Below are 21051 nucleotides of genomic sequence, written 5' to 3' on the forward strand. Positions count from 1 at the left end.
CGGTCAGGCACCGCCGATCCGGCCCGGCACATCGGGGCCGCGGCTCCGGTCCGTCGCAGGGAGACCACGTGCACGTCCTGCTCGTCGCGAGCGCTTTCAACAGCCTCACCCAGCGGGTCCACGCCGAGCTGCGCGATCACGGTCACAGCGTCGCGGTGGAGCTGGCGCTCCCCTCCGTCGACCTGGCCGATGCGGTCCGCCGGCACGGGCCGGACCTGGTGGTCGCGCCGATGCTGACCTCTGCCGTGCCTGAGGAGATCTGGTCCGCCCACACCTGCCTGATCGTCCACCCCGGCCCGGTCGGGGACCGGGGCCCCTCCTCGCTCGACCGGGCCGTCCAGGAGGGGTCGCCGCGGTGGGGCGTCACCGTGCTGCAGGCCAATGCGGAGATGGACGCCGGCGATGTGTGGGCCACGGTCGAATGCCCGGTGCCGGACCCGCCGGAGTCCAAGAGCGCCTGGTACCGGGGGGAGGTCGCCGACGCGGCCCTGGAGGCCGTCCTGCTCGCCGTGGAGCGGTTCGCCTCCGGCACGTACGCCCCCGAGCCGCAGGCCGAGGGCCGCGCCCGTCCCCTGCTGCGCCAGGAGGGCCGCCGGATCGACTGGCAGCGGGACGGCACCGAGCGGGTGCTGCGCGTGCTGCGGGCCGCCGATTCCCGGCCCGGCGTACGGGACGAGCTGCTCGGCGGCACCTGGTTCCTGCACGGCGGCCACCCCGAGGACCGGCTGCGCGGCCGCCCGGGCGAACTGCTCGCCACCCGGGCGGGCGCGGTCTGCCGGGCCACCGCCGACGGGGCCGTGTGGATCCCGGAGCTGCGGGCCCACCGCGCGCCGGGGCGGCCGGCCGCGCCCAAGCTCCCGGCCGCGCTCGCGCTCGGGGACCTGCTGCCCGCGCTGCCGGAGGTGCCCGCCTCCGCGGGATCCTGGTCCGACATCGGCTACCGCGAGGAGGGCGGGGCCGGCTTCCTGTCGTTCGCGTTCCCCGGCGGCGCGATGAGCACCGCCCACTGCCGGCGCCTGCTGGACGCCTACCGCGCGGCCTGTACGCGCCCCACCTCGGTGCTCGTGCTCGGCGGCGGCCGGGACTTCTTCTCCAACGGCATCCATCTCGGCGTCATCGAGGCCGCGGCCGACCCCGCCGAGGAGTCCTGGGCCAACATCAACGCGATGGACGACCTGGTGGAGGCCGTCCTGACCACCACCGACCGGCTCGTGGTCGCCGCGCTGGGCGGCAACGCGGCCGCCGGAGGGGCCGTGCTGGCCCTCGCCGCGGACGAGGTCTGGTGCCGCTCGGGCGTGGTCCTCAATCCGCACTACCGCCTGATGGGCCTGTACGGCTCCGAGTTCTGGACGTACACCCTGCCGCGCCGGGTCGGCCCGGTGCTCGCGGAGCGCCTGACTTCCGAGGCGCTGCCGCTGAGCGCCGAGGCCGCCCGGCGGCTCGGCCTGGTCGACCGTACGATCGGCTGCCCGCCCGCGGCGTTCGGCGGCCGGGCCGCGGCGCTCGCGGCCCGGCTCGCCGGCCATCCGGCGACCACCTCGCGGATCGCCGTGAAGAAGGCGCGCCGGGAGCTCGACGAGGCGCAGCGCCCGCTGGCCGCCCACCGCGCGGCCGAGCTGGACCGGATGCGGCAGACCTTCTTCGACCCCGGGGCGCCGTACCACGCGCTGCGCCGGGCCTTCGTGCGCAAGGAGCGCCCCGACACCACCCCGTCCCACCTGGCTCGGTCCGTACCGGGTCGGCACGGGTCGCCGCCGGCCGCGCGAACGGCCCCCGTCACCGGACCGGGCGTACATGACGCGGCACGGGACCCCGCCGCCTGCTAGCAAGAAGGGTGGGGCCGGTGCGTCCCCGGCGGTCGCGGACCGCCCCTCCCCGCCCCGTTCCCGCTCCCCGCTCCCCCTTCTCAAGGAGGCATCCGCATGGATGCAGCAACGTCGGCAACGGTAGAGGACCCCCTGATCCACATCCTCTGGATCAACGCGGGCTTGAGCTGCGACGGCGACTCCGTGTCCCTGACCGCGGCGATGCAGCCGAGCATCGAGGAGATCGTGACGGGGACGCTGCCCGGGCTCCCCCGGATCGCCGTGCACTGGCCGCTGATCGACTTCGAGTGCGGCCCCGTCGGCGGCGCGGACACGTTCATCGAGTGGTTCTTCAAGGGCGAGCGGGGCGAGATCGATCCGTTCGTGCTGGTGGTGGAGGGCTCCGTCCCCAACGAGAAGATCAAGCCCGAGGGTTACTGGTGCGGTTTCGGCGACGATCCGGACACCGGCCAGCCCATCACCACCAGCGAGTGGATCGACCGGCTGGCGCCCAAGGCCCTCGCGGTGGTGGCCATCGGCACGTGTGCCACGTACGGCGGCATCCACGCGATGGAGGGCAATCCGACGGGCGCGATGGGCGTGCCCGACTACCTGGGCTGGGACTGGAAGTCCCACGCCGGGATCCCGATCGTGTGCGTGCCGGGCTGTCCGATCCAGCCGGACAACTTCTCGGAGACGCTGACCTACCTGCTCTACCAGGCGGCGGGCTCGGCCCCGATGATCCCGCTGGACGACAAGCTGCGGCCCACCTGGCTGTTCGGCAACACGGTCCACGAGGGCTGCGACCGGGCCGGCTACTACGAGCAGGGCCAGTTCGCCGAGACCTACGACTCTCCCAAGTGCCTGGTGAAGATCGGCTGTTGGGGTCCGGTGGTCAAGTGCAACGTGCCCAAGCGCGGCTGGATCAACGGCGTCGGCGGCTGCCCGAACGTGGGCGGCATCTGCATCGCCTGCACGATGCCGGGCTTCCCCGACAAGTTCATGCCGTTCATGGACCAGCCCCCGGGCGCCACGGTCTCCACGAAGGCCAGCGGGGCGTACGGCGCCGTGATCCGCAGGCTCCGGTCGATCACCCAGCACACGGTGGACCAGGAGCCCAAGTGGCGGCGCGGCGGCCAGAAGCTGACCACCGGCTACCGCCCGCCCTGGTGAGGCCCCCGGCCGTCCTCCCGCCCGGAACACCTCCTCCTCCCGCACTCCCGCACTGAAGAAGGGTCACGGCAGACACGATGGAACCGAAGACGAAGGCGGCCGGCGACGGCAGCGGCCTGGTCGAGATGGCGTGGGATCCGATCACCCGGATCGTGGGCAGTCTCGGCATCCACACGAAGATCGACTTCAAGCAGAAGCGGGTCGCCGAGTGCTACAGCACCTCGTCGGTCTTCCGTGGCTACAGCGTCTTCATGCGTGGCAAGGACCCCCGGGACGCGCACTTCATCACCAGCCGCATCTGCGGCATCTGCGGTGACAACCACGCCACTTGTTCCGTGTACGCGCAGAACATGGCCTACGGCGTGAAGCCGCCGCACCTCGCCGAGTGGATCATCAACCTCGGCGAGTCGGCGGAGTACATGTTCGACCACAACATCTTCCAGGAGAACCTGGTCGGGGTCGACTACTGCGAGAAGATGGTCCGCGAGACCAACCCCGGGGTCCTGGAGCTGGCCGAGCGGACCGAGGCCCCGCACGCCGGCGAGCACGGCTACCGCACGATCGCCGACATCATGCGCTCGCTCAACCCCATCGAGGGCGAGTTCTACCGCGAGGCCCTCCAGGTCAGCCGCTACACGCGGGAGATGTTCTGCCTGATGGAGGGGCGCCACGTGCACCCCTCCACGCTCTATCCGGGCGGCGTCGGCACCATCGCCTCGGTACAGCTGTTCACCGACTACATGAGCCGCCTGATGCGGTACGTGGAGTTCATGAAGAAGGTCGTGCCGCTGCACGACGACCTGTTCGACTTCTTCTACGAGGCGCTGCCCGGCTACGAGGAAGTCGGCCGCCGGCGCGTGCTGTTGGGCTGCTGGGGCGCCCTGAACGACCCCGAGTACTGCGACTTCACGTACGCCAACATGACCGACTGGGGACGCAAGATGTTCGTCACCCCGGGCGTGGTCGTGGACGGCAAGCTGGTCACCAACGACCTCACCGAGATCAACCTGGGCATCCGCATCCTGCTCGGCAGCTCGTACTACGACGACTGGGAGGGGCAGGAGAAGTTCGTCACGCACGACCCGCTCGGCAACCCCGTCGACGCGCGCCACCCGTGGAACCAGCACACCATCCCGGCCCCGCAGAAGCGGAACTTCGACGACAAGTACAGCTGGGTGATGTCGCCCCGCTGGTTCGACGGCAAGGACCACCTGGCGCTGGACACGGGCGGCGGCCCGATCGCCCGGCTGTGGTCCACGGCGCTGTCCGGGCTGGTGGACGTCGGCTACGTCAAGGCGACCGGGCACAGCGTGGTCATCAACCTGCCGAAGACGATGACCAAGCCCGAGACCCGGTTCGAGTGGCGGATCCCGAAGTGGAGCAACGCCCTGGAGCGCAACCGCGCCCGCACCTACTTCCAGGCGTACGCGGCGGCCATCGCCCTGCACTGCGCCGAGAAGGGACTGGCGGAGGTCCGTGCCGGACGCACCCAGACCTGGGAGAAGTTCGAGGTGCCGAACGAGTCGATCGGCGTCGGCTTCACCGAGGCCGTCCGGGGCGTCCTGTCGCACCACATGGTGATCCGCGACGGGAAGATCGCCAACTACCACCCGTATCCGCCGACTCCGTGGAACGCCAGCACCCGCGACACCTTCGGCACACCGGGACCCTACGAGGACGCCGTGCAGAACACCCCCATCTTCGAGGAGAACCCCCCGGAGAACTTCAAGGGCATCGACATCATGCGGGCCGTGCGCAGCTTCGACCCGTGCCTGCCCTGCGGAGTGCACATGTACGTGGGCGGCGGCAAGACCGTCAAGACCATGCACGTGCCCACCGGCCTGAGCGGGCTGGGCGGATGAGCGCCGCGCACGCGGGCGCCGCGGTGGACGCACGGCAGGCGGGGCACCGGGTGGACGAGGTGCTCGACCGGCTCGCCGCCACGGGCGACCGGGCGGCGTGCGGCGCCGCCGAGGAACTGGTGCGGGTCCTCATGGAGTTCTACGGGTCCGGGCTCGCCCGGATCACGCAGCGGCTCGGCGAGGAGGGCCTGCGCCCCCTGCTGGACGACGAGCTCGTGGCGAGCCTGCTGGCCCTGCACGACCTGAACCCCGAGGACGTGCTCGTCCGGATCGGCCGCGCGCTGCGGTCCGTACGGGAGCCCGTGGAGCTGCTCGGCTTCGACGCGGCCTCGGGCGTGCTGCGGCTGGGCGCCCGCGCCACGGGCGGGTGCGGCTGCGGCAGTTCGGCGGACGGCTCCCCCGGCGTGCCGCAGGACGTGGCGGACGCGCTGGCGGCCTTCGCGCCCGAGGTGACCTCCGTCGAGGTGGAGACGGCGGCCCCGGCCCCCGCCCTGCTGCAGATCGGCACCCGCCCGCACGCCCCGGCACGGGCCCGGTGAGCGGGCCGGCCCCGCTGGGGCGCGGCCTGCGGCGGTTCGCCGGCGCTCGCCCGCCCCGCCCCGAGACCTGCGAACTGTGCGCGGTGGTGGTGCCCGAGGACGGCCACCGCCACCTGGTGGAGACCGAGCGGCGGGCCCTGGTCTGCGCCTGCACGGCCTGCGCGCTCCTCTTCGACCGGCCGGGGGCCGCCACCGGCCGCTTCCGCGCCGTCCCGGACCGGTACCTGGCCGACCCGGGCCGACCCCTGGACGAGGGCGCCTGGGAGGCCCTCCAGATCCCCGTCGGGGTGGCCTTCCTCTTCCGCAACGCCGCCCTGGACCGCCTGGTCGCGCTCTACCCGAGCCCGGCCGGGGCCACCGAGAGCGAACTCGACCCGGAGACCTGGCACGAGGTGCTCGGCGCCGGACGGCTGGCCGCCCTGCTGGAACCCGACGTGGAGGCGCTCCTGCTGCACCGCGCGGACGGCCGCACCACCTGCCACCTGGTGCCCATCGACATCTGCTACGAGCTGGTGGGGCGGATGCGGATGCTGTGGCAGGGCTTCGACGGGGGCGCGGAGGCCCGGGAGGCGCTGCGCGTCTTCTTCGAACGGGTCGAGCGGCGGGCCCGGGCGCTCGCGCCGGACCCGGTGGAAGCGGGCCGGACATGACGGAGTTCGCCTTCGCCTGCACCGGGGTCCGCGCCGACCCGTACGCCGCCGGTCCGACCCTGGTGTTCCGGCTGCGCGTGACCACCTCGCCCGGGGTGCGGGTGCACGCCCTCGCCCTGCGCTGCCAGATCCGCGTGGAACCCGCCCGGCGGCGGTACGGCCCGGCGGAGGCCGACGGGCTCACCGATCTCTTCGGGGCCCCCTCCCGCTGGGGATCCACCCTCCAGCCGGTGCAGTTCGCCCAGGTCTCGCTGATGGTCCCGGGCTTCACCGGGGAGACCGAGGCCGACCTGGTGGTGCCGTGCACGTACGACATGGACATCGCCGCGACCCGGTACTTCGCCGCGCTCCAGGGCGGTGAGGTGCCGCTGCTGATGCTGTTCTCCGGGAGCGCGTTCACCGGGGCGGGCGGCTTCCACGTCGAACCGGTGCCCTGGGACCGGGAGGCGGCGTACCGGATGCCGGTGGCCGTGTGGCGGGAGATGGTCGAGCAGCACTTCCCCGGCTGCGGCTGGCTGCGGCTGCCCGCCGACACCATGGCCGACCTGCTCGCCTTCCGCTCGCGGCACGCGCTGCCCTCCTGGGAGGCGACCGTGCGCGCCCTCCTGGACACCGCGGCCGCGGCGGGACCGCAGCCGCCCGCTGCCCGGCTGGGGGCGGCTCCCCCGCGCGTGACCGAGAGGACGGCCCCGTGACCACGACCGCCAACACCCTCGCGGCCGCCCCTGACACCCGCTTCGAAACGGCCCGGCAGGTGGCGGACGCCGTGCTCTTCGAGGGGTACGTCCTCTACCCGTACCGGGCCTCGGCGGCAAAGAACCGGATGCGCTGGCAGTTCGGCGTGCTCGTGCCGCCCGCCTGGGCGCCCGCGCACGAGGAGCACGCCTTCCAGCGGACCGAACTGCTGCTGGAGCCCCGGGGCGCGGCAACGCTCTCCCTGGAACTGCGCTTCCTGCACCCCCAGCGGCGTACGGTCCAACAGGCCTGCGCGGACGGCACCTTCGAGGAGGTCGCCGAACTCCACCTGGCCGACCGGGTGCTGGTGCCCTGGGACGAGGGCACCGAGGAACGGGTCGAGGTGTCCATCCCGGTGGCCGAACTGGCCGGCGCCGAAGCCCTGTTCCCCTTCGCCCGGCCCGCCCGCGAGGAGGCCGAGCCGGTCCTCGACGCCGGCGGCCGCACGGTCGGCCGCCTGGTGCGGCGCACGGAGCGGGTCAGCGGGATCCTGCGGCTCTCCGCCGCCGAACTCGACGGCCCCTACCGGGTGCTGAAGCTGACGGCGCTGGTGGAGAACACCAGCCCCTGGGCCCCCGACGAGAGCGGCCCGGCGACGCGCGAGGAGGCGCTGCCGCGCTCGCTGGTCGCCGCGCACCTGCTGCTGGGGCTGAGCTCCGGATCCTTCCTGTCGATGACCGACCCGCCCGAGTGGGCCAAGGGAGCGGTCGCGGCCTGCGAGAACCGGCACACCTGGCCGGTGCTGGCCGGCGGGCCCGGCCGCGCGGACGTGGTGCTGTCGTCCCCGATCATCCTCGAGGACCACCCGGCCATCGCGCCCGAGAGCGCCGGCGCCATGTACGACGCCACCGAGATCGACGAGATCCTGGCCCTGCGCACGGCCGCCCTCACCGACCAGGAGAAACGGGAGGCCCGCGGCACGGATCCCCGGGCCGCCGCCGTGATCGAGCTGGCCGATTCGATGCCGCCCGAGGTGCTGGAGCGGCTGCACGGGGCCGTCCGCGGCCTGCGCGAGATCACCGGCGAGGCCGGGGCCGAGGACCCGGGGGCGCTGTTCCGGCCCGATACCCCCTGGTGGGACCCCGCCGGGGCAGACCCCGCCGAACCGGCCCCCGACCACGTCACGGTCGACGGCGTCCGGGTGGGGGTCGGCAGCCGCGTGGTCCTGCGCCCGGGGCTGCGGCGCACCGACGCCCAGGACCTGTTCCTCCAGGGCCGCACCGCCCAGGTCGAGGCCGTACTGCACGACGTCGACGGCGGCGTGCACCTCGCGGTCACCGTGGAGGGCGATCCGGGTGCGGACATCCGCCGGGAGCAAGGGAGGTTCCTCTACTTCCAGCCGGACGAGGTCACCCCCGAGGAGCGCGCGTGAGCGGCCGGACCCTGATCGCCGGAATCGGCAACGTCTTCCTCGGCGACGACGGCTTCGGCGTGGAGACCCTGCGGGCGCTGTCCTCGTACGAACTGCCGCAGGGCGTGGAGGCGGTGGACTTCGGGGTGCGCGGGGTCCACCTGGCCTACCAGCTGCTCGACGGCTACGACACGGTCGTCCTCGTCGACGCCACCGCGCGCGGCGGCGCCCCCGGCACCCTGTACCTGATCGAGGTCGGCGGCGGGGACCCGCGCGTCGCCCCGGGCGGAGCCGCGCTCGACGGGCACGACATGTCCCCCGACACCGTCCTCGCCCTGCTGGACACCCTGTGCGCCGGGACCGGCACGGCGGCGCCCCGCCGCATGCTGGTCCTCGGGTGCGAGCCCGCGTGCGTCGAGGAGGGCATCGGTCTGAGCGGGCCGGTGGCCGACGCGGTGCCGGAGGCCGTACGGATGCTCCTGGACCTGCTCCGGCAGCGGGAGGATCCGTACGGGGCCGACGCGGATGACCCGAACCGCCGTGAACTGAGGAGGACCCCATGAAGAAGGCCGTCATCTGCGGAGCCGCCGCCTTGGCCCTGGCCGCCGTGCTCAAGCAGCTCCTGCCCGACATCAAGCGCTACGTGCGCATCCGCGACATGTGAGCCCCCCGACGGCCCGTACCGCCCCGGCGCCCAAATGGCGTACGGGGCGTACGGGCCGTCGGCGTGCCCGCCCGTACCGCCCCCGCCCGGCCGGTGTAATGAGGCCCGGCAGGACGGAGACGGAGCCGATGCACGAGATGTCGATCGCCATGGCCGTCGTGGGCCAGGTGGAAGAGGCGGCCCCGGGCGGCGCGAGCGTCGCAGGCCGAGTGGAGCTCCAGATCGGCGAGTTGGCCGGGGTGGTCCCGGACTCCCTCGCCTTCTGCTTCGAACTGGCCTGCGCCGGAACGGTCCTGGAGGGCGCCGAACTCGTCATCCGCTCCGTGCCGGCCCGGGCGCGCTGCGGCGCCTGCGCGGGCGACTGGGACGTGGGCATGCCGCCCGAACTGTGCTGCCCCGCCTGCGGAAGGGCCACGGAGGTGGAGCTGCTGTCCGGACGCGAGCTGCGCATCCTCACCGTGACCTGGGAGGACGCCCTGGATCCCGATGCCCCGGCCGCGGTCTCCCGCCGCACGCCGATCTCCGAGGAGGCCTGAACCATGTGCCGAGTGGTCGACCTGCAACAGGCGGTACTCGCCAAGAACGACGGGGCCGCGCAGGCGCTGCGCGCCGAACTCACCGCCCGCGGTACGACGGTCGTCAACCTGCTGTCCAGTCCGGGCAGCGGCAAGACCGCCCTGCTGGAGCGGGAACTGCTGCTCGCCCGGGAGCGGGGGGTGGCCGCGGCCGCCCTGACGGCGGACCTGGCGACCGAGAACGACGCGGTGCGGCTGGCCCGTTCGGGCGCGCCGGTCAAGCAGGTGCTCACCGACGGGCTCTGCCACCTGGAGGCCGCGATGCTGGGGCGCCACCTGGACGGCTGGCTGCCCGAGGACACCCGGCTGCTGTTCGTCGAGAACGTCGGCAACCTGGTCTGCCCGGCCTCGTACGACCTCGGGGAGTCGCTGCGCGTGGTCCTCGCGTCGGTGACCGAGGGCGAGGACAAGCCGCTGAAGTACCCGACGGCCTTCGGGCTGGCCCAGCTGGTCGTGGTCACCAAGACCGACATCGCGCGGGCCGTCGAGTTCGACGAGGCGGCCTTCCGCGCGAACGTCCAGCGGGTCAATCCGGGGGTGGAGGTGGTGCTCACGTCGGTCCGCGCGGGCGAGGGCCTGGGCGTCCTGCTGGACCGGGCGCGGGCGGTCGGCGAGGGGGCGGTGCCGCACGTCCCGGTGATGTCCCGGGCATGCGCGTGCGCTCCCGCGCAGGGCGGCGGCCACGGACCCGGCCCGCACGAGCCGTGCGACGCGCCGGGCCCGCCGGCCGCGCTTGGGCGGGGGCAGTCGCCTGGCCACGCGCACGGCGCGGGGCACGGACCGGCCCACACCCACGGACACGGGCCGGATCACGAACCCGGACACGTACACGGGCCGAGTCACACCCACGGGTACGGCGCGGGGCACGAACCTGGCCACACGCACGGCCCGGAGCACGATCTCGGGCACGAGCCGCGGCACACCCCCGGACGCGGCCCGGGGCACGCACCCGGACACACACACGGGCCCGGGCACACCCCCGGGCCCGGCCCGGGGCACGAGCCCGGACACGCGCACGGGCCGGGGCACGGAGCGGACGGTGCTCACCGGCCGGGGCCCGCACACGGCCAGAGGCACAGCCCCGCGCACGCGCACGGGCCCACGCCCATGCCCGCGCCGGCACCCCTGGACGGACCGGGGCCGGTACACGCGCACACTCCCGGCGAGGCGCACGGGCCGACTCCGATGCCGACTCCGACGCCCGCGGCAGCGAACCGGCAGAGCCGCTGATGGAGTCTGTGCAGCGCCGCCGGGTCACCGTCCGGGGCGTGGTGCAGGGCGTCGGCTTCCGGCCGTACGTCTACGCCCGCGCCACCGGGCTCGGCCTGGCCGGGCACGTCACCAACACCCCCGAGGGCGTGGTCACCGAGGTCGAGGGCGCCCCCGGCGACGTCGCGGCGTTCTGCGAGCGCCTCGCGGCCGACGCGCCCCCGCTGGCCGTGGTGGACGCCGTCGACCACTGCGAGGTGCCCGCGCTCGGCGGCGGCGGGGGGTTCTCGATCATCGCCTCCCGGAGCGGCGGACCGGCCCGGACGCTGGTCTCCCCGGACACGGCCACCTGCGCCGCCTGTCTCGCGGAGCTGGCGGACCCCGCCGACCGGCGCCACCGGCACCCCTTCATCACCTGCACGCACTGCGGGCCCCGCTTCACCATCGTCACCGGGCTGCCCTACGACCGCGCCCACACGACCATGGCCGGCTTCCCGATGTGCCCCGACTGCGCCCGCGAGTACACCGATCCGGCCGACCGCCGCTTCCACGCCCAGCCCGTGGCCTGCCCGGCCTGCGGGCCCCGGCTGCGGCTGCTGGCGGCCGGGCGCGGGCCGGGCGAGGGCCCGTACGAACTCGGCGGTACGGATCCGGTCGCCGAGGCCCGCCGGATGCTGGCCCGGGGCGCGATCCTGGCCGTCAAGGGGCTCGGCGGCTACCACCTGGCCTGCGACGCCACCCGGCCGGCGGCCGTGGCGGAGCTGCGCCGGCGCAAGAACCGCGGCGACAAGCCCTTCGCCGTGATGGCGCGCGACCTCGCCGAGGCGGAGCGGCTGGCGCACATCGGCCCCGAGGAGCGCGCCCTGCTCACCGGGAACGTCCGGCCCATCGTGCTGCTCCGCAGGCGCGCCGGGGTCCCGGGCCCGGCCGAGGAGGTCGCTCCGCGCAGCCCCGACCTCGGTGTCATGCTCCCGTACACCCCGGTCCACCACCTGCTGTTCGGGCTTCCGGGCGATCCGCCGGGGCCGGGGCTGCTCGTCATGACCAGCGGGAACCTCGCGGGCGAGCCCATCGTCACCGACGAGGCCGAGGCCCTGGAGCGGCTGGCCGGGCTCGCCGACGGCTGGCTGACGCACGACCGCCCGATCCACGTGCCGTGCGACGACTCCGTGGTGCGGGTGTGCGACGGCGCCGCCCTGCCGGTCCGCCGCGCGCGCGGCTACGCGCCGCTGCCGGTGCCGCTGCCGCTGCCGGTCTCCGCCACGCTGGCCACCGGGGGCGACCTCAAGAACGCCCTCTGCCTCGGGGAGGGCCGGCGGGCCTGGCTGTCGGCGCACATCGGGGACATGGACGACCTCGCCACGCAGGTCGCCTTCGAGCGGGCCGGGCGGCAGCTGGAGTCCATCACCGGCGTCTCCCCCGAGCTGCTGGCCACCGACCGGCATCCCGGCTACCGGTCGGGCCGGTGGGCGGCCCGCAACGCCGGCGGCCGGCCGCTGGTGCGCGTCCAGCACCATCACGCGCACGTCGCGTCCGCGATGGCCGAGCACGGCCTGGACGGCGGCCGCCGGGTCATCGGCATCGCCTTCGACGGCACCGGCTACGGGGACGACGGCGCGGTGTGGGGCGGTGAGGTCCTCCTCGCGGACTACGCCGGGTACACCCGCTTCGCGCATCTCGCGTACGTGCCGCTGCCGGGCGGCGACGCCGCGGTGCGGCGGCCGTACCGGATGGCCCTGTCGCACCTGAGGGCGGCGGGCATCCCCTGGGATCCGGACCTGCCGTCCGCGGACCACTGCCCCTCCGATGAACTGCCGGTCCTGGCACGACAGTTGGAACGGGGCCTGAACTGCGCCGCGACCTCCAGCATGGGACGGCTCTTCGACGCCGTGTCCTCCCTGGCGGGCATCTGCCACCGCTCCGGCTACGAGGCCCAGGCGGCCATGGAGCTGGAGAGCGCCGCGCTCCGGGCGCCGGGCGGCCTCGCGGACCCCGACCCCTACTCCTTCGCCCTCGGCCCGCCCCTGCCCGGGTCCGGCGGCCCCTTCACCGCCGATCCGGCGCCCCTGCTGGCCGCGGCGGTCGCCGACCTGCGCGCCGGTGTGGACCCCTCGGTGATCGCGGCCCGGTTCCACGGCTGCGTCACCGCGCTGGTCGGCAGGCTGTGCGTCCTGGCGCGCGAGCGGCACGGGCTGGACACGGTGGCGCTGACCGGCGGGGTCTTCGCCAACACGCTGCTGTCCTCGGCGTGCGCCCGCACGCTGCGGGAGCGCGGTTTCACCGTACTGCGGCACCGCCATGTCCCGCCGAACGACGGCGGTCTGGCGATCGGTCAGCTCATGGTGGCGGCTGCCCGCGACGTCACCGACCCCCCACAGCGAGGAGAGGCCCATGTGCCTGGCGGTACCCGGCAGAGTGCTTGACATCGGGGAGCGGGACGGCACCCGCATGGCCACCGTGGACTTCGGCGGCGTGCAGAAGGAGGTGTGCCTGGAGTACCTGCCGGACCTCCGGGTCGGCGAGTACGCCATCGTCCACGTGGGGTTCGCCCTGCAGCGCCTGGACGAGGAGTCCGCCAAGCAGACCCTGGAGCTCTTCGCGGAACTCGGCATGCTGCAGGAGGAGTTCGGGGACCCGTGGGAGCTGGCCGCAGAGGCCGGGAGCGGCGAGGGAGTGCAGCCGTGAAGTACATCGACGAATTCCAGGACCCGGACCTCGCGCGCCGGCTGCTGGACGAGATCCACGCGACGGTGACCCGCCCCTGGGCGCTGATGGAGGTGTGCGGTGGTCAGACGCACACCATCATCCGGCACGGGATCGATCAACTCCTCCCGGATCTAGTGGAATTGATCCACGGCCCGGGGTGTCCGGTGTGCGTCACCCCGCTGGAGGTCATCGACAAGGCGCTGGAGATCGCCTCCCGGCCGGGTGTCATCTTCTGCTCCTTCGGGGACATGCTCCGGGTACCGGGGACCGGCCGCGACCTGTTCCGGGTGCGGAGCGAGGGCGGTGACGTACGGGTGGTCTACTCGCCCCTCGACGCCCTGACCATCGCGCGGCAGAACCCGGACCGGGAAGTGGTGTTCTTCGGCATCGGCTTCGAGACCACCGCCCCACCCAACGCGATGACGGTCCATCAGGCGAAGCGGCTGGGCATCCCCAACTTCAGCCTGCTGGTGTCGCACGTCCGCGTTCCCCCGGCCATCGAGGCCATCATGCGCTCGCCCAGCTGCCGGGTGCAGGGCTTCCTGGCCGCCGGGCACGTGTGCAGCGTCATGGGGGTGGCGGAGTACCCGGAGCTCGCGGCGCGGTACCGGGTGCCGATCGTGGTGACGGGCTTCGAGCCGCTGGACATCCTCGAAGGCGTACGGCGGACCGTGCGGCAGCTCGAACGGGGCGAGCACACGGTGGAGAACGCCTACCCGCGCGCCGTCCGCCCGGAGGGCAATCCGGCCGCCCTCGCGATGCTGGAGGACGTCTTCGAGGTCACCGACCGGGCCTGGCGCGGCATCGGGGTCATTCCCGGCAGCGGCTGGCGACTGTCGGACCGCTACCGGGAGTTCGACGCCGAGCACCGCTTCTCGGTGAGCGGCATCACCACGCGGGAGCCCGCCGAGTGCCGCAGCGGCGAGGTGCTCCAGGGGCTGATCAAGCCGCACGAGTGCGAGGCTTTCGGCACCCTCTGCACCCCGCGCACCCCGCTCGGCGCCACGATGGTCTCCAGCGAGGGCGCCTGCGCCGCGTACTACCTCTACCGCCGGCTCGACCTCCCGGCCGGGCCGCCCTCCCCGACGACGCCGATGGAGGCGAGCCCCGTTGGCTGAGACCGCACCCCTGGACATCACCGGCTGGACCTGCCCCGCCCCGCTGCGCGACCACCCCCGGGTGGTGATGGGCCACGGCGGGGGCGGCGCCCTCTCGGCCGAGCTCGTCCAGCACCTCTTCCTCCCGGAGTTCGGCGGGCCCGCCCTGGCCCAGCTCGGGGACTCCGCCGCGCTCTCGCTCGGCGGGGTGCGCCTCGCCTTCTCCACGGACTCCTACGTCGTGCGCCCGCTGTTCTTCCCGGGGGGCTGCATCGGCGATCTGGCGGTCAACGGCACGGTGAACGACCTCGCGATGAGCGGGGCCGAACCGGCCTACCTCTCCTGCGGGTTCATCCTGGAGGAGGGCGTCGAACTGTCCGTCGTCTCGCGGGTGGCCCGGGCGATGGGCGACGCCGCGCGGGCGGCCGGCGTGGAGGTGGCCACCGGCGACACCAAGGTCGTCGAGAGCGGGCACGGGGACGGGGTCTACGTCAACACCGCGGGGATCGGGCTCATCCCGGCGGGGGTGGACCTGCGCCCGCAGCGGGTGGTGCCCGGCGACGTGGTGATCGTCAGCGGTGACATCGGGCTGCACGGCGTGGCCATCATGAGCGTCCGGGAGGGCCTGGAGTTCGGGGTGGACGTCGAGAGCGACTGCGCGGCGCTGGGCGGTCTCGTACGGAGCATGCTGGCGGTCACCCCGGACCTGCACGTCCTGCGCGACCCCACCCGGGGCGGTCTGGCGGCCGCGCTGAACGAGATCGCGACGGCCTCCGGCACCGGCGTCGTCATCCAGGAGTCCCGCGTCCCCGTACCCCCGGCCGTCGCGAACGCCTGTTCGATCCTCGGCCTTGACCCGCTCTACGTGGCCAACGAGGGCAAGCTCGTGGCCTTCGTGCCGCGCGAGCACGCCGAGGCCGTGCTCGACGCGATGCGGGCGCACCCGCTGGGCCGCGGGGCGACCGTCATCGGCGAGGCGGTGGAGGCCCACCCGGGCATGGTCGTGGCGCGCACCCGGCTGGGCGGCACCCGCGTGGTCGACCTGCCGCTCGGGGAACAGCTCCCGCGGATCTGCTGAACCCCGGCCGGCGGGTGGCCGGGGCGCTCAGATCCGGGCGGCGAAGACCGCCAGGAGCGCCGCCGTCCCGGCCACCAGCCAGGCCGCGTAGTCGCCGACGTGCCCCGAGTGCAGCCGCCGCAGGGGCACGATCGCGTACGCGGTGACCCGCCCGGCCCACCCGCCGGTCCGCCGCGCCAGCGGACCCCGCAGCCCCGGCCCCCACAGCGCGGCGGCGGCCAGAGCCACCGCGGCCCCGGCCGACAGCAGCCCGAGGACGGCCCCGGTCACCGTCCAGCCGGCTTCGGGAGCCTGCGCCGCGGGCGGGACGGCCCGCCCCGCGACGGCGTCCCGGTACCCGGGCGCATCGCAGAACAGCACGGCCGCCTCGGCGACGGCCCGGGCGAACGCCGGTACCAGTCCCCGTGCGAGGGATCCCCCGAGCAGTGCGCAGGGGACCGCCACCATGGGCCACGGGACCCGGCGGCGGGGATCGCGGATCTCCGGCTCCTCGTCCGTACCGGTGGTCTCGGGGCCGGCCGGCCGGCTCGGCACCGGGGCGCCGCGGCCCGCGAACACCCGTACGCCCGCCCGCAGTACGGCTCCCCCGGTGATGGCGGGCACCAGCACGAACAGCGGGATCAGCCAGGCGGCGCCCCCGGCCGCGGCGTGCTCGACGACGGCCTTGCCGAGCGCCGTGGCGAACGGCGGCAGCCCAGCGAGCGCGAGCCCGCCCGCCGCGAACAGCACCCCGGCCGGCCGGAGATCGCGGCCGCGTCCGTACAGCCCGTGTTCGTCCACCGAGCCGTGCCGGTCCAGCAGCACCCCCGCGAGCCCGAACAGGGCGGCCTTGGCTCCGGCGTGGCCGGCCGCGTAGACGGCGACCCCGGTCGTGGCGGCCGGTGCGGTGCGGGTCACCCCTCTCCCTTCTCCCTCCGGTCGGCCACGGCCCGGATCTTGCGTACGGTCAGCAGGATCAGCAGCGGGGTCACCACCGCGGCGACGGCCAGCTGCGACAGGGCCACGTCAGGTGCCTGGAGCAGGGCGAAGGACAGCGCGAGGAGCAGCCCGAGGGCGCTGAGGACGACGGCCTGGCGCACCGGGTCCCTGGTCCGGACGGCCGCGGTGGCGGCGGCCGTCACGAGGACGAGGGAGGCTTCGGCGAGCAGTTCGGTGGCGGTCACGTGCCGGCGTCCCCGGGCAGCCGGCCCTCGTGCTCGGCGGTGACCCGGCCCACGGCCGGCGTGGTCAGCGTGCCGCCGAGGACCATCAGCACGGCGATCACGAGGAACTTGACGGCGGCCCGGCCCGGTGGCGCGTCGACGGCGAGGGCGAGCAGGACCAGCGGCGCGCCGAGCGAGGTGGCCGGTGCCAGCGCGTGCAGTCGGGCGTACGGGCGGGGCAGGGCCAGGAAGGCCGCGACGGCCAGCAGCAGGACGGCGCTTCCGGCGGCGAGCAGGGCCGCGGCGCATACGGTACGGGGGTCCATGTCAGCCGGCCCCGGTCCTGCGTCCGGAGCCCTCTTCCGGCCCGGCCAGGAACCGCGCGAAGGCGAGGACTCCGACGGGGCCGAGCACGGCGAGGACCAGCCCGAGGTCGGTGTACGCGGTGCGGCCGAGGCCGCGGGCGGCCGGCAGCAGGATCACGGTGACCAGGGTGCCCGTCATGCAGAGCCCGGCCAGCCGGTCGGTCGCGGTGCCCCGGCCGCAGGTGACCACGACGGGCGGTACGGCGAGGACCAGCAGCACCCCCGCCGCCACGAGCCAGGCGTTCCAGTGGGCTCCGTACGCGCCGCTCATCGGTCCCGCCCGCTGACCAGGGCCCGTTCCAGGGCGCCCGCGCCCCCGGGCAGGGTGTGCACGAGCATCCGGCCGCCGGGCCCGAGGTGCACCGTGTACAGGCCGGGAGTGGACGCGAGCAGACCGCAGGCCCAGGCGGCCCCGGCTCCGGAGCGCAGCGTCATCGTGTGGAACCGGCCGGTGACCCGGCCGCCCCGCAGGACCCGGGCGACGAGTACGGCCAGCCGCCAGGTGTCGGCCAGCAGGGTGCCGGGCCAGTGGAGCAGGGCCGGCAGCAGCCGGGCCAGGCCGCCCGCGCGGGCCTCGGCGGCGGCGCGCACGGCCCGGGCGGCCACGGCGGCGAGCAGGGCGCCCGCCGCCGCCACGGCCAGTTCGGGCCAGGACAGGGTGTCGACGAACAGCACCTGGAGGACCAGCGCACCCGTCCACCAGGCGATCAGCTCCGCGGCCGCCGTTGCCAAGGTCACTCCCCGTCGGGTGTCCGAAGTCGACAAGACCCGGGTGTACCGCCGTCCGCCGCGCGGTCCGGTGTCGCGCGCCGCCGCGCCGCCGCGCCCGGGCCCCCTGTCACCATTCCGGCGTACACGGGCGCGCGGGACCGCGCCGTCGTCCGGGCGTCAAGCCGCCCCGGGGCGGGTATATCCCCGTCGAAGGCCACGACGGTCCCGTTGCGCCGGGCAGGCGCCGGACCCCTCCGTCGGAGGATTCTCATGTCACGCGTTTCCCGCAGCACTGCGGAGCCCGTCCATACCGCATACCGCGCAGCCACCATCGACGTCCCCGATCTTCCCGAGCTCCCCGACGATCCGCTCGGAGTCAGCACCTCCGAGGCCCGGACGCTGTCGGTCTCGCTGTTCCGGCGGCTGAACGAACTCACCGAGGGCACCGCCGCGTACTCGTACGTGCGCAACACGCTCGTCGAGCTCAACCTCAGCCTGGTGAAGTACGCCGCGCGCCGCTTCCACAACCGCAGCGAGCCGATGGAGGACATCGTCCAGGTGGGCACGATCGGTCTGATCAAGGCCATCAACCGGTACGACGTCGAGCGCGGGGTCGAGTTCGCGACGTTCGCGCTGCCCACCATCACCGGCGAGATGAAACGGTTCTTCCGCGACACCTCATGGGCCGTGAAGGTGCCGAGACGACTGCAGGAACTGCGGCTCGACATCGCCAAGGCGCACGACGTCCTGGAACAGGGGCTGGGCAGACAGCCCACCGACCACGAGCTCGCCGAGCGCCTCGGCATCGACGACGACGCCGTGGCCGAGGGGCGCCGGGCCGCCAACGGGTACACCGCGGGCTCGTTCGACAGACCCGCCGGGGAGGAGCCCGAGGGGGACGCGGCGCCGCAGCGGCTGGGCGTCGAGGAGCCCGCGTACGACCTGGTCGAAAGCCTGGAGTCGCTCAAGCCGCTCCTCGCCGGCCTCGGCGAACGTGACCGGCTGATCCTCTCGCTGCGGTTCGGGGAGGACCTGACCCAGGCGGAGATCGGCGAGCGGCTCGGTGTGTCCCAGATGCAGGTCTCCCGGCTGCTCGGCCGGATCATGGCGAGGCTGCGGACCGGGCTGCTGACGGACTGCGGGCCGGAGCCCGAGCGGGAGCGGGAGCCGCGCTGAGGGCGCTCGCGCGGGTGCTCGGCCCCGCACGTCCTCTCGACGTCGCGCGGACGCGGCGGCCACTCGTACGATCCATCGCGCGGCGGTCGCCCGGCGGCGCTCACCGGTCACGGGCGGGAGCGCGGGCACGGGCAGGAGCGTACGGAGCTCCCCGTGCCGCTGCCTTTCGTCCTGCGCCGGGGCCACCAGGACCGCCCTTCGACCGCCGCCTCCGCGATCCGCCGGGGCTCCGAGACCTCGACCCAGACGCGCTTGCCGCCGTCCAGCGGCTCGGCGCCCCAGCGCCGCGCCAGCCGGTCCACGATGAGCAGCCCGTGCCCTCCGGGCCGGGCCGGGTGCGCGTCGCGCTGGAGGACCGGGAGCGTCGGGCTGCGGTCGGTCACCTCGACGCGCAGGCCGTCGCCGGTGCGCCGGAGCAGGAGCGAGCTCGGGCCGCCGCCGTGCAGGCGTGCGTTGGCCACCAGCTCGGACACCACGAGCAGCACGTCCTCGGCGTCCGCCTCGGCATCGGGGTCCGGAGCGGGCAGCCACCGCCAATCGGTCAGCGCCCGCTTGGTGAAGTCCCGGCACCGGGTGACGACGTACTCGTCCTCGGCGCCCAGGACGAAGACCCGGCTCCGTTCCGGTGAACGGCGCTCGTGCATCACGCGCCTCCGCTAACCGTCTTCCGGTCGTCCCGCCAGTGCCTGCGCGACATCGGCGTAGACGGGGAAGACCGCGTCCGCGCCGGTGATCCGGAACATTCGCTCGACTGGCCGACGAAGGCCGACGAGCTCGATGCTGGCCCCCGCCCGGTCGGCCGTGAGCCGCCCCTGCAGCAGGACGTTCAGCCCCGTCGAATCGCAGAAGCCCACGTCGGAGAAGTCCACCAGCACTCGCTCGCCGCCCTCGGCGGGGACGGCTTCGAGCGCGTCCCTCAGCGGCTCGGCCGTGTCGTGGTCGAGCTCCCCGCCGAGCTTGAGGACGGTCGCCCCGCGGACATGCCGGACCTCGACGGTGAAACGGTCGCCCTCCGCTGTGGAAGCCATGGAGAACCCCCTTCCACATCTGACTCTGCACCGCGCCTACCCGGGGCGCGTGCCGGTCATTCGCGTGGCCGCTCCCGGATGGACATATGCGGACACAATGGGGTCAGCTGCAAGTCCCGAACCGCTTGATGAGAGGAGGCTGCCATGGTGCTCGTGGCAGCGGACGTGCCGGGTGCGCCGTGCTGGCTGAGTCTGATGACGCGCGACCTGCAGGCCGCGGAGGGCTTCTACGGGGCGGTGCTGGGCTGGACGTTCCGGCGCGGCGTGTTCGGCCGGGCCTCCTCGGTGGCCGAGCTGGACGGCGTACCGGTGGCGGGCATCGGGGCGACGGCCGGGAATCTGGCCGTGCCCGTGGCGTGGACGGTGTACTTCGCGGTGGACGACGCCGACACGGCCGTGGCCCGGGTCAGGGAACGCGGGGGCACGGTCGGGGTCGGGCCGGTGTCCTATCCGCCCCGCGGGCGGGCGGCCCTCGCCACCGACCTCGAAGGCGCGGGCTTCGGCATCTGGGAGGGAGAGGCGCTCACCGAGTGGCGCGTCGGCGAGGGGGAGGCACCCGCATGGGTGGAACTGCACACCCGCAACGCCTTCGACGCGGCCGTCTTCTACGGCGAGGTCCTGGAGTGGGTCGGGGACGGTGAGCAGGGCGGGGACGAGGACGAGGACGACCACTCCGGGTGCTGCGAGGTCTCGTACGAGGAGGACAAGGTCGTCCTGCGCCGTGCGGGCCGGCCGGCCGCGCGCTTGAACAGCGGCCCGGTCGACGCGACCGCCGAGAGGCCGCAGCTGCGGCCCCACTGGCTGGTCCACTTCAAGGTCCCGGACCTGGAGCAGGCACGGGCGCTGGTCGTCGAACACGGGGGCACCGTCGTCCCGGAACCCGCCGGCTGGGGCGGTGACGAGCGGAGCGTGACGGTGTGCGATCCGGACGGGGGCCTGTTCGCCCTCGACGAGTCGCCGCGCGGCGCATGACACGGGTGCTCCGCACACCTGGGGAGCGGGCCCGGCCGGCGGGCCGGGCCCGCCTCCTCACCAGTAGTGGCGACGACCGCCGACCGAGTGCCCGACCGAACCGAGGATCCACAGGACCGCACCGACCACGACCAGGATGATGCCGATGGTCCACAGGATGCCGATGCCGGTCAGCCAGCCGATGAGCAACAGGATGATTCCGAGGACGAGCAT

23 protein-coding genes and 1 pseudogene are annotated in these 21051 nt (G+C 74.3%); 16 read left to right on the forward strand and 8 right to left on the reverse strand.

What is annotated here, in order from left to right; translation table 11 throughout:
* The first annotated feature begins 68 nt into the window (after positions 1-68).
* The 14 genes and pseudogenes from AB0O21_RS06620 to hypE all read left to right on the forward strand — a co-directional run bounded on the left by AB0O21_RS06620 (position 69) and on the right by hypE (position 15444).
* Positions 69-1826, forward strand: a complete 1758-nt coding sequence (locus AB0O21_RS06620) for an enoyl-CoA hydratase-related protein (RefSeq protein WP_365167006.1) — start codon at positions 69-71, stop codon at positions 1824-1826.
* 96 nt (positions 1827-1922) lie between these two features.
* Positions 1923-2978 (forward strand): hydrogenase expression protein HypE, encoded by a 1056-nt coding sequence (locus tag AB0O21_RS06625; protein ID WP_365167009.1) that lies wholly within the window; start codon positions 1923-1925, stop codon positions 2976-2978.
* Between the two features lie 77 nt (positions 2979-3055).
* The gene (locus AB0O21_RS06630) at positions 3056-4840 is read left to right on the forward strand and encodes a nickel-dependent hydrogenase large subunit (protein WP_365167011.1); all 1785 of its coding nucleotides are present in this window, start codon (positions 3056-3058) and stop codon (positions 4838-4840) included.
* Positions 4837-5379 carry a hypothetical protein gene (locus tag AB0O21_RS06635; protein WP_365167013.1) on the forward strand — a complete coding sequence of 181 codons (543 nt, stop codon included), beginning with the start codon at positions 4837-4839 and terminating at the stop codon, positions 5377-5379. The genes AB0O21_RS06630 and AB0O21_RS06635 overlap by 4 nt, the downstream gene beginning before the upstream one ends.
* Positions 5376-6029, forward strand: coding sequence for a DUF5947 family protein (locus tag AB0O21_RS06640; protein WP_365167015.1), 654 nt, complete (start codon positions 5376-5378; stop codon positions 6027-6029). The genes AB0O21_RS06635 and AB0O21_RS06640 overlap by 4 nt, the downstream gene beginning before the upstream one ends.
* Complete coding sequence (locus tag AB0O21_RS06645) at positions 6026-6724, forward strand: DUF6084 family protein (protein ID WP_365167017.1); 699 nt, start codon at positions 6026-6028, stop codon at positions 6722-6724. The genes AB0O21_RS06640 and AB0O21_RS06645 overlap by 4 nt, the downstream gene beginning before the upstream one ends.
* The gene (locus tag AB0O21_RS06650) at positions 6721-8136 is read left to right on the forward strand and encodes a hypothetical protein (protein ID WP_365167019.1); all 1416 of its coding nucleotides are present in this window, start codon (positions 6721-6723) and stop codon (positions 8134-8136) included. Before AB0O21_RS06645 ends, AB0O21_RS06650 begins: the two co-directional genes overlap by 4 nt.
* Positions 8133-8678, forward strand: a complete 546-nt coding sequence (locus tag AB0O21_RS06655; protein ID WP_365167021.1) for a hydrogenase maturation protease — start codon at positions 8133-8135, stop codon at positions 8676-8678. The genes AB0O21_RS06650 and AB0O21_RS06655 overlap by 4 nt, the downstream gene beginning before the upstream one ends.
* 229 nt (positions 8679-8907) lie before the next feature.
* Entirely contained in the window at positions 8908-9315 is a 408-nt protein-coding gene (locus AB0O21_RS06660) for a hydrogenase maturation nickel metallochaperone HypA (protein WP_365167023.1), read from the forward strand.
* A 3-nt stretch (positions 9316-9318) separates the two neighbouring features.
* A pseudogene (gene hypB / locus AB0O21_RS06665) lies at positions 9319-10002 on the forward strand (hydrogenase nickel incorporation protein HypB); the annotation flags it as partial.
* 581 nt (positions 10003-10583) lie between these two features.
* Positions 10584-12986, forward strand: a complete 2403-nt coding sequence (hypF, locus tag AB0O21_RS06670; RefSeq protein ID WP_365167025.1) for a carbamoyltransferase HypF — start codon at positions 10584-10586, stop codon at positions 12984-12986.
* Complete coding sequence (locus AB0O21_RS06675) at positions 12955-13248, forward strand: HypC/HybG/HupF family hydrogenase formation chaperone (protein ID WP_365167027.1); 294 nt, start codon at positions 12955-12957, stop codon at positions 13246-13248. Before hypF ends, AB0O21_RS06675 begins: the two co-directional genes overlap by 32 nt.
* Positions 13245-14387 (forward strand): hydrogenase formation protein HypD, encoded by a 1143-nt coding sequence (gene hypD, locus AB0O21_RS06680; protein ID WP_365167029.1) that lies wholly within the window; start codon positions 13245-13247, stop codon positions 14385-14387. The genes AB0O21_RS06675 and hypD overlap by 4 nt, the downstream gene beginning before the upstream one ends.
* 67 nt (positions 14388-14454) lie before the next feature.
* Positions 14455-15444: a hydrogenase expression/formation protein HypE gene (hypE, locus tag AB0O21_RS06685; protein ID WP_365167137.1), complete on the forward strand. Its 990-nt coding sequence runs from the start codon at positions 14455-14457 to the stop codon at positions 15442-15444.
* 27 nt (positions 15445-15471) lie between these two features.
* Here hypE and AB0O21_RS06690 read toward each other — a convergent pair whose 3' ends face one another.
* From AB0O21_RS06690 to AB0O21_RS06710, 5 genes are read right to left on the reverse strand one after another with little or no spacing between them, the layout of a single operon-like run.
* Entirely contained in the window at positions 15472-16341 is an 870-nt protein-coding gene (locus AB0O21_RS06690) for a hypothetical protein (protein WP_365167031.1), read from the reverse strand.
* Complete coding sequence (locus tag AB0O21_RS06695) at positions 16338-16607, reverse strand: hydrogenase subunit MbhD domain-containing protein (protein WP_365167033.1); 270 nt, start codon at positions 16605-16607, stop codon at positions 16338-16340. Before AB0O21_RS06695 ends, AB0O21_RS06690 begins: the two co-directional genes overlap by 4 nt.
* The gene (locus AB0O21_RS06700) at positions 16604-16912 is read right to left on the reverse strand and encodes a monovalent cation/H(+) antiporter subunit G (RefSeq protein ID WP_365167036.1); all 309 of its coding nucleotides are present in this window, start codon (positions 16910-16912) and stop codon (positions 16604-16606) included. The genes AB0O21_RS06695 and AB0O21_RS06700 overlap by 4 nt, the downstream gene beginning before the upstream one ends.
* 1 nt (position 16913) lies before the next feature.
* Positions 16914-17222 (reverse strand): MrpF/PhaF family protein, encoded by a 309-nt coding sequence (locus AB0O21_RS06705; RefSeq protein ID WP_365167038.1) that lies wholly within the window; start codon positions 17220-17222, stop codon positions 16914-16916.
* Positions 17219-17683, reverse strand: coding sequence for a hypothetical protein (locus AB0O21_RS06710; RefSeq protein ID WP_365167041.1), 465 nt, complete (start codon positions 17681-17683; stop codon positions 17219-17221). Before AB0O21_RS06710 ends, AB0O21_RS06705 begins: the two co-directional genes overlap by 4 nt.
* 249 nt (positions 17684-17932) lie before the next feature.
* On the opposite strand from AB0O21_RS06710, the gene AB0O21_RS06715 reads away from it, so the two are divergent.
* Positions 17933-18838 carry a SigB/SigF/SigG family RNA polymerase sigma factor gene (locus AB0O21_RS06715; protein ID WP_365167044.1) on the forward strand — a complete coding sequence of 302 codons (906 nt, stop codon included), beginning with the start codon at positions 17933-17935 and terminating at the stop codon, positions 18836-18838.
* Between the two features lie 107 nt (positions 18839-18945).
* On the opposite strand, the gene AB0O21_RS06720 is transcribed toward AB0O21_RS06715, so the two are convergent.
* Together AB0O21_RS06720 and AB0O21_RS06725 are read right to left on the reverse strand one after the other, a co-directional pair.
* Positions 18946-19482, reverse strand: a complete 537-nt coding sequence (locus tag AB0O21_RS06720) for an ATP-binding protein (RefSeq protein WP_365167046.1) — start codon at positions 19480-19482, stop codon at positions 18946-18948.
* A 12-nt stretch (positions 19483-19494) separates the two neighbouring features.
* Positions 19495-19866 carry an STAS domain-containing protein gene (locus AB0O21_RS06725; RefSeq protein ID WP_365167049.1) on the reverse strand — a complete coding sequence of 124 codons (372 nt, stop codon included), beginning with the start codon at positions 19864-19866 and terminating at the stop codon, positions 19495-19497.
* 144 nt (positions 19867-20010) lie between these two features.
* Here AB0O21_RS06725 and AB0O21_RS06730 point away from each other — a divergent pair, with 144 nt between their 5' ends.
* Complete coding sequence (locus tag AB0O21_RS06730; RefSeq protein WP_365167051.1) at positions 20011-20838, forward strand: VOC family protein; 828 nt, start codon at positions 20011-20013, stop codon at positions 20836-20838.
* 57 nt (positions 20839-20895) lie between these two features.
* On the opposite strand, the gene AB0O21_RS06735 is transcribed toward AB0O21_RS06730, so the two are convergent.
* Positions 20896-21051 carry a DUF6131 family protein gene (locus AB0O21_RS06735; protein WP_365167054.1) on the reverse strand — a complete coding sequence of 52 codons (156 nt, stop codon included), beginning with the start codon at positions 21049-21051 and terminating at the stop codon, positions 20896-20898.

This window comes from Streptomyces sp. NPDC091371 (assembly GCF_040684275.1).
Classification (GTDB): Bacteria; Actinomycetota; Actinomycetes; order Streptomycetales; family Streptomycetaceae; genus Streptomyces.

Excerpts from the sequence above, each read along its gene's own strand:
- AB0O21_RS06660 (WP_365167023.1), top strand. The coding sequence starts at position 8,908 with ATGCACGAGATGTCGATCGCCATGGCCGTCGTGGGCCAGGTGGAAGAG.
- AB0O21_RS06645 (WP_365167017.1), top strand. The coding sequence starts at position 6,026 with ATGACGGAGTTCGCCTTCGCCTGCACCGGGGTCCGCGCCGACCCGTAC.
- AB0O21_RS06730 (WP_365167051.1), top strand. The coding sequence starts at position 20,011 with ATGGTGCTCGTGGCAGCGGACGTGCCGGGTGCGCCGTGCTGGCTGAGT.
- AB0O21_RS06630 (WP_365167011.1), top strand. The coding sequence starts at position 3,056 with ATGGAACCGAAGACGAAGGCGGCCGGCGACGGCAGCGGCCTGGTCGAG.
- AB0O21_RS06720 (WP_365167046.1), bottom strand. The coding sequence starts at position 19,482 with ATGCACGAGCGCCGTTCACCGGAACGGAGCCGGGTCTTCGTCCTGGGC.
- AB0O21_RS06725 (WP_365167049.1), bottom strand. The coding sequence starts at position 19,866 with ATGGCTTCCACAGCGGAGGGCGACCGTTTCACCGTCGAGGTCCGGCAT.
- hypF (WP_365167025.1), top strand. The coding sequence starts at position 10,584 with ATGGAGTCTGTGCAGCGCCGCCGGGTCACCGTCCGGGGCGTGGTGCAG.
- AB0O21_RS06675 (WP_365167027.1), top strand. The coding sequence starts at position 12,955 with ATGTGCCTGGCGGTACCCGGCAGAGTGCTTGACATCGGGGAGCGGGAC.
- AB0O21_RS06700 (WP_365167036.1), bottom strand. The coding sequence starts at position 16,912 with ATGGACCCCCGTACCGTATGCGCCGCGGCCCTGCTCGCCGCCGGAAGC.
- AB0O21_RS06625 (WP_365167009.1), top strand. The coding sequence starts at position 1,923 with ATGGATGCAGCAACGTCGGCAACGGTAGAGGACCCCCTGATCCACATC.
- AB0O21_RS06705 (WP_365167038.1), bottom strand. The coding sequence starts at position 17,222 with ATGAGCGGCGCGTACGGAGCCCACTGGAACGCCTGGCTCGTGGCGGCG.
- hypE (WP_365167137.1), top strand. The coding sequence starts at position 14,455 with ATGGGCCACGGCGGGGGCGGCGCCCTCTCGGCCGAGCTCGTCCAGCAC.
- AB0O21_RS06635 (WP_365167013.1), top strand. The coding sequence starts at position 4,837 with ATGAGCGCCGCGCACGCGGGCGCCGCGGTGGACGCACGGCAGGCGGGG.
- AB0O21_RS06715 (WP_365167044.1), top strand. The coding sequence starts at position 17,933 with ATGTCACGCGTTTCCCGCAGCACTGCGGAGCCCGTCCATACCGCATAC.
- AB0O21_RS06735 (WP_365167054.1), bottom strand. The coding sequence starts at position 21,051 with ATGCTCGTCCTCGGAATCATCCTGTTGCTCATCGGCTGGCTGACCGGC.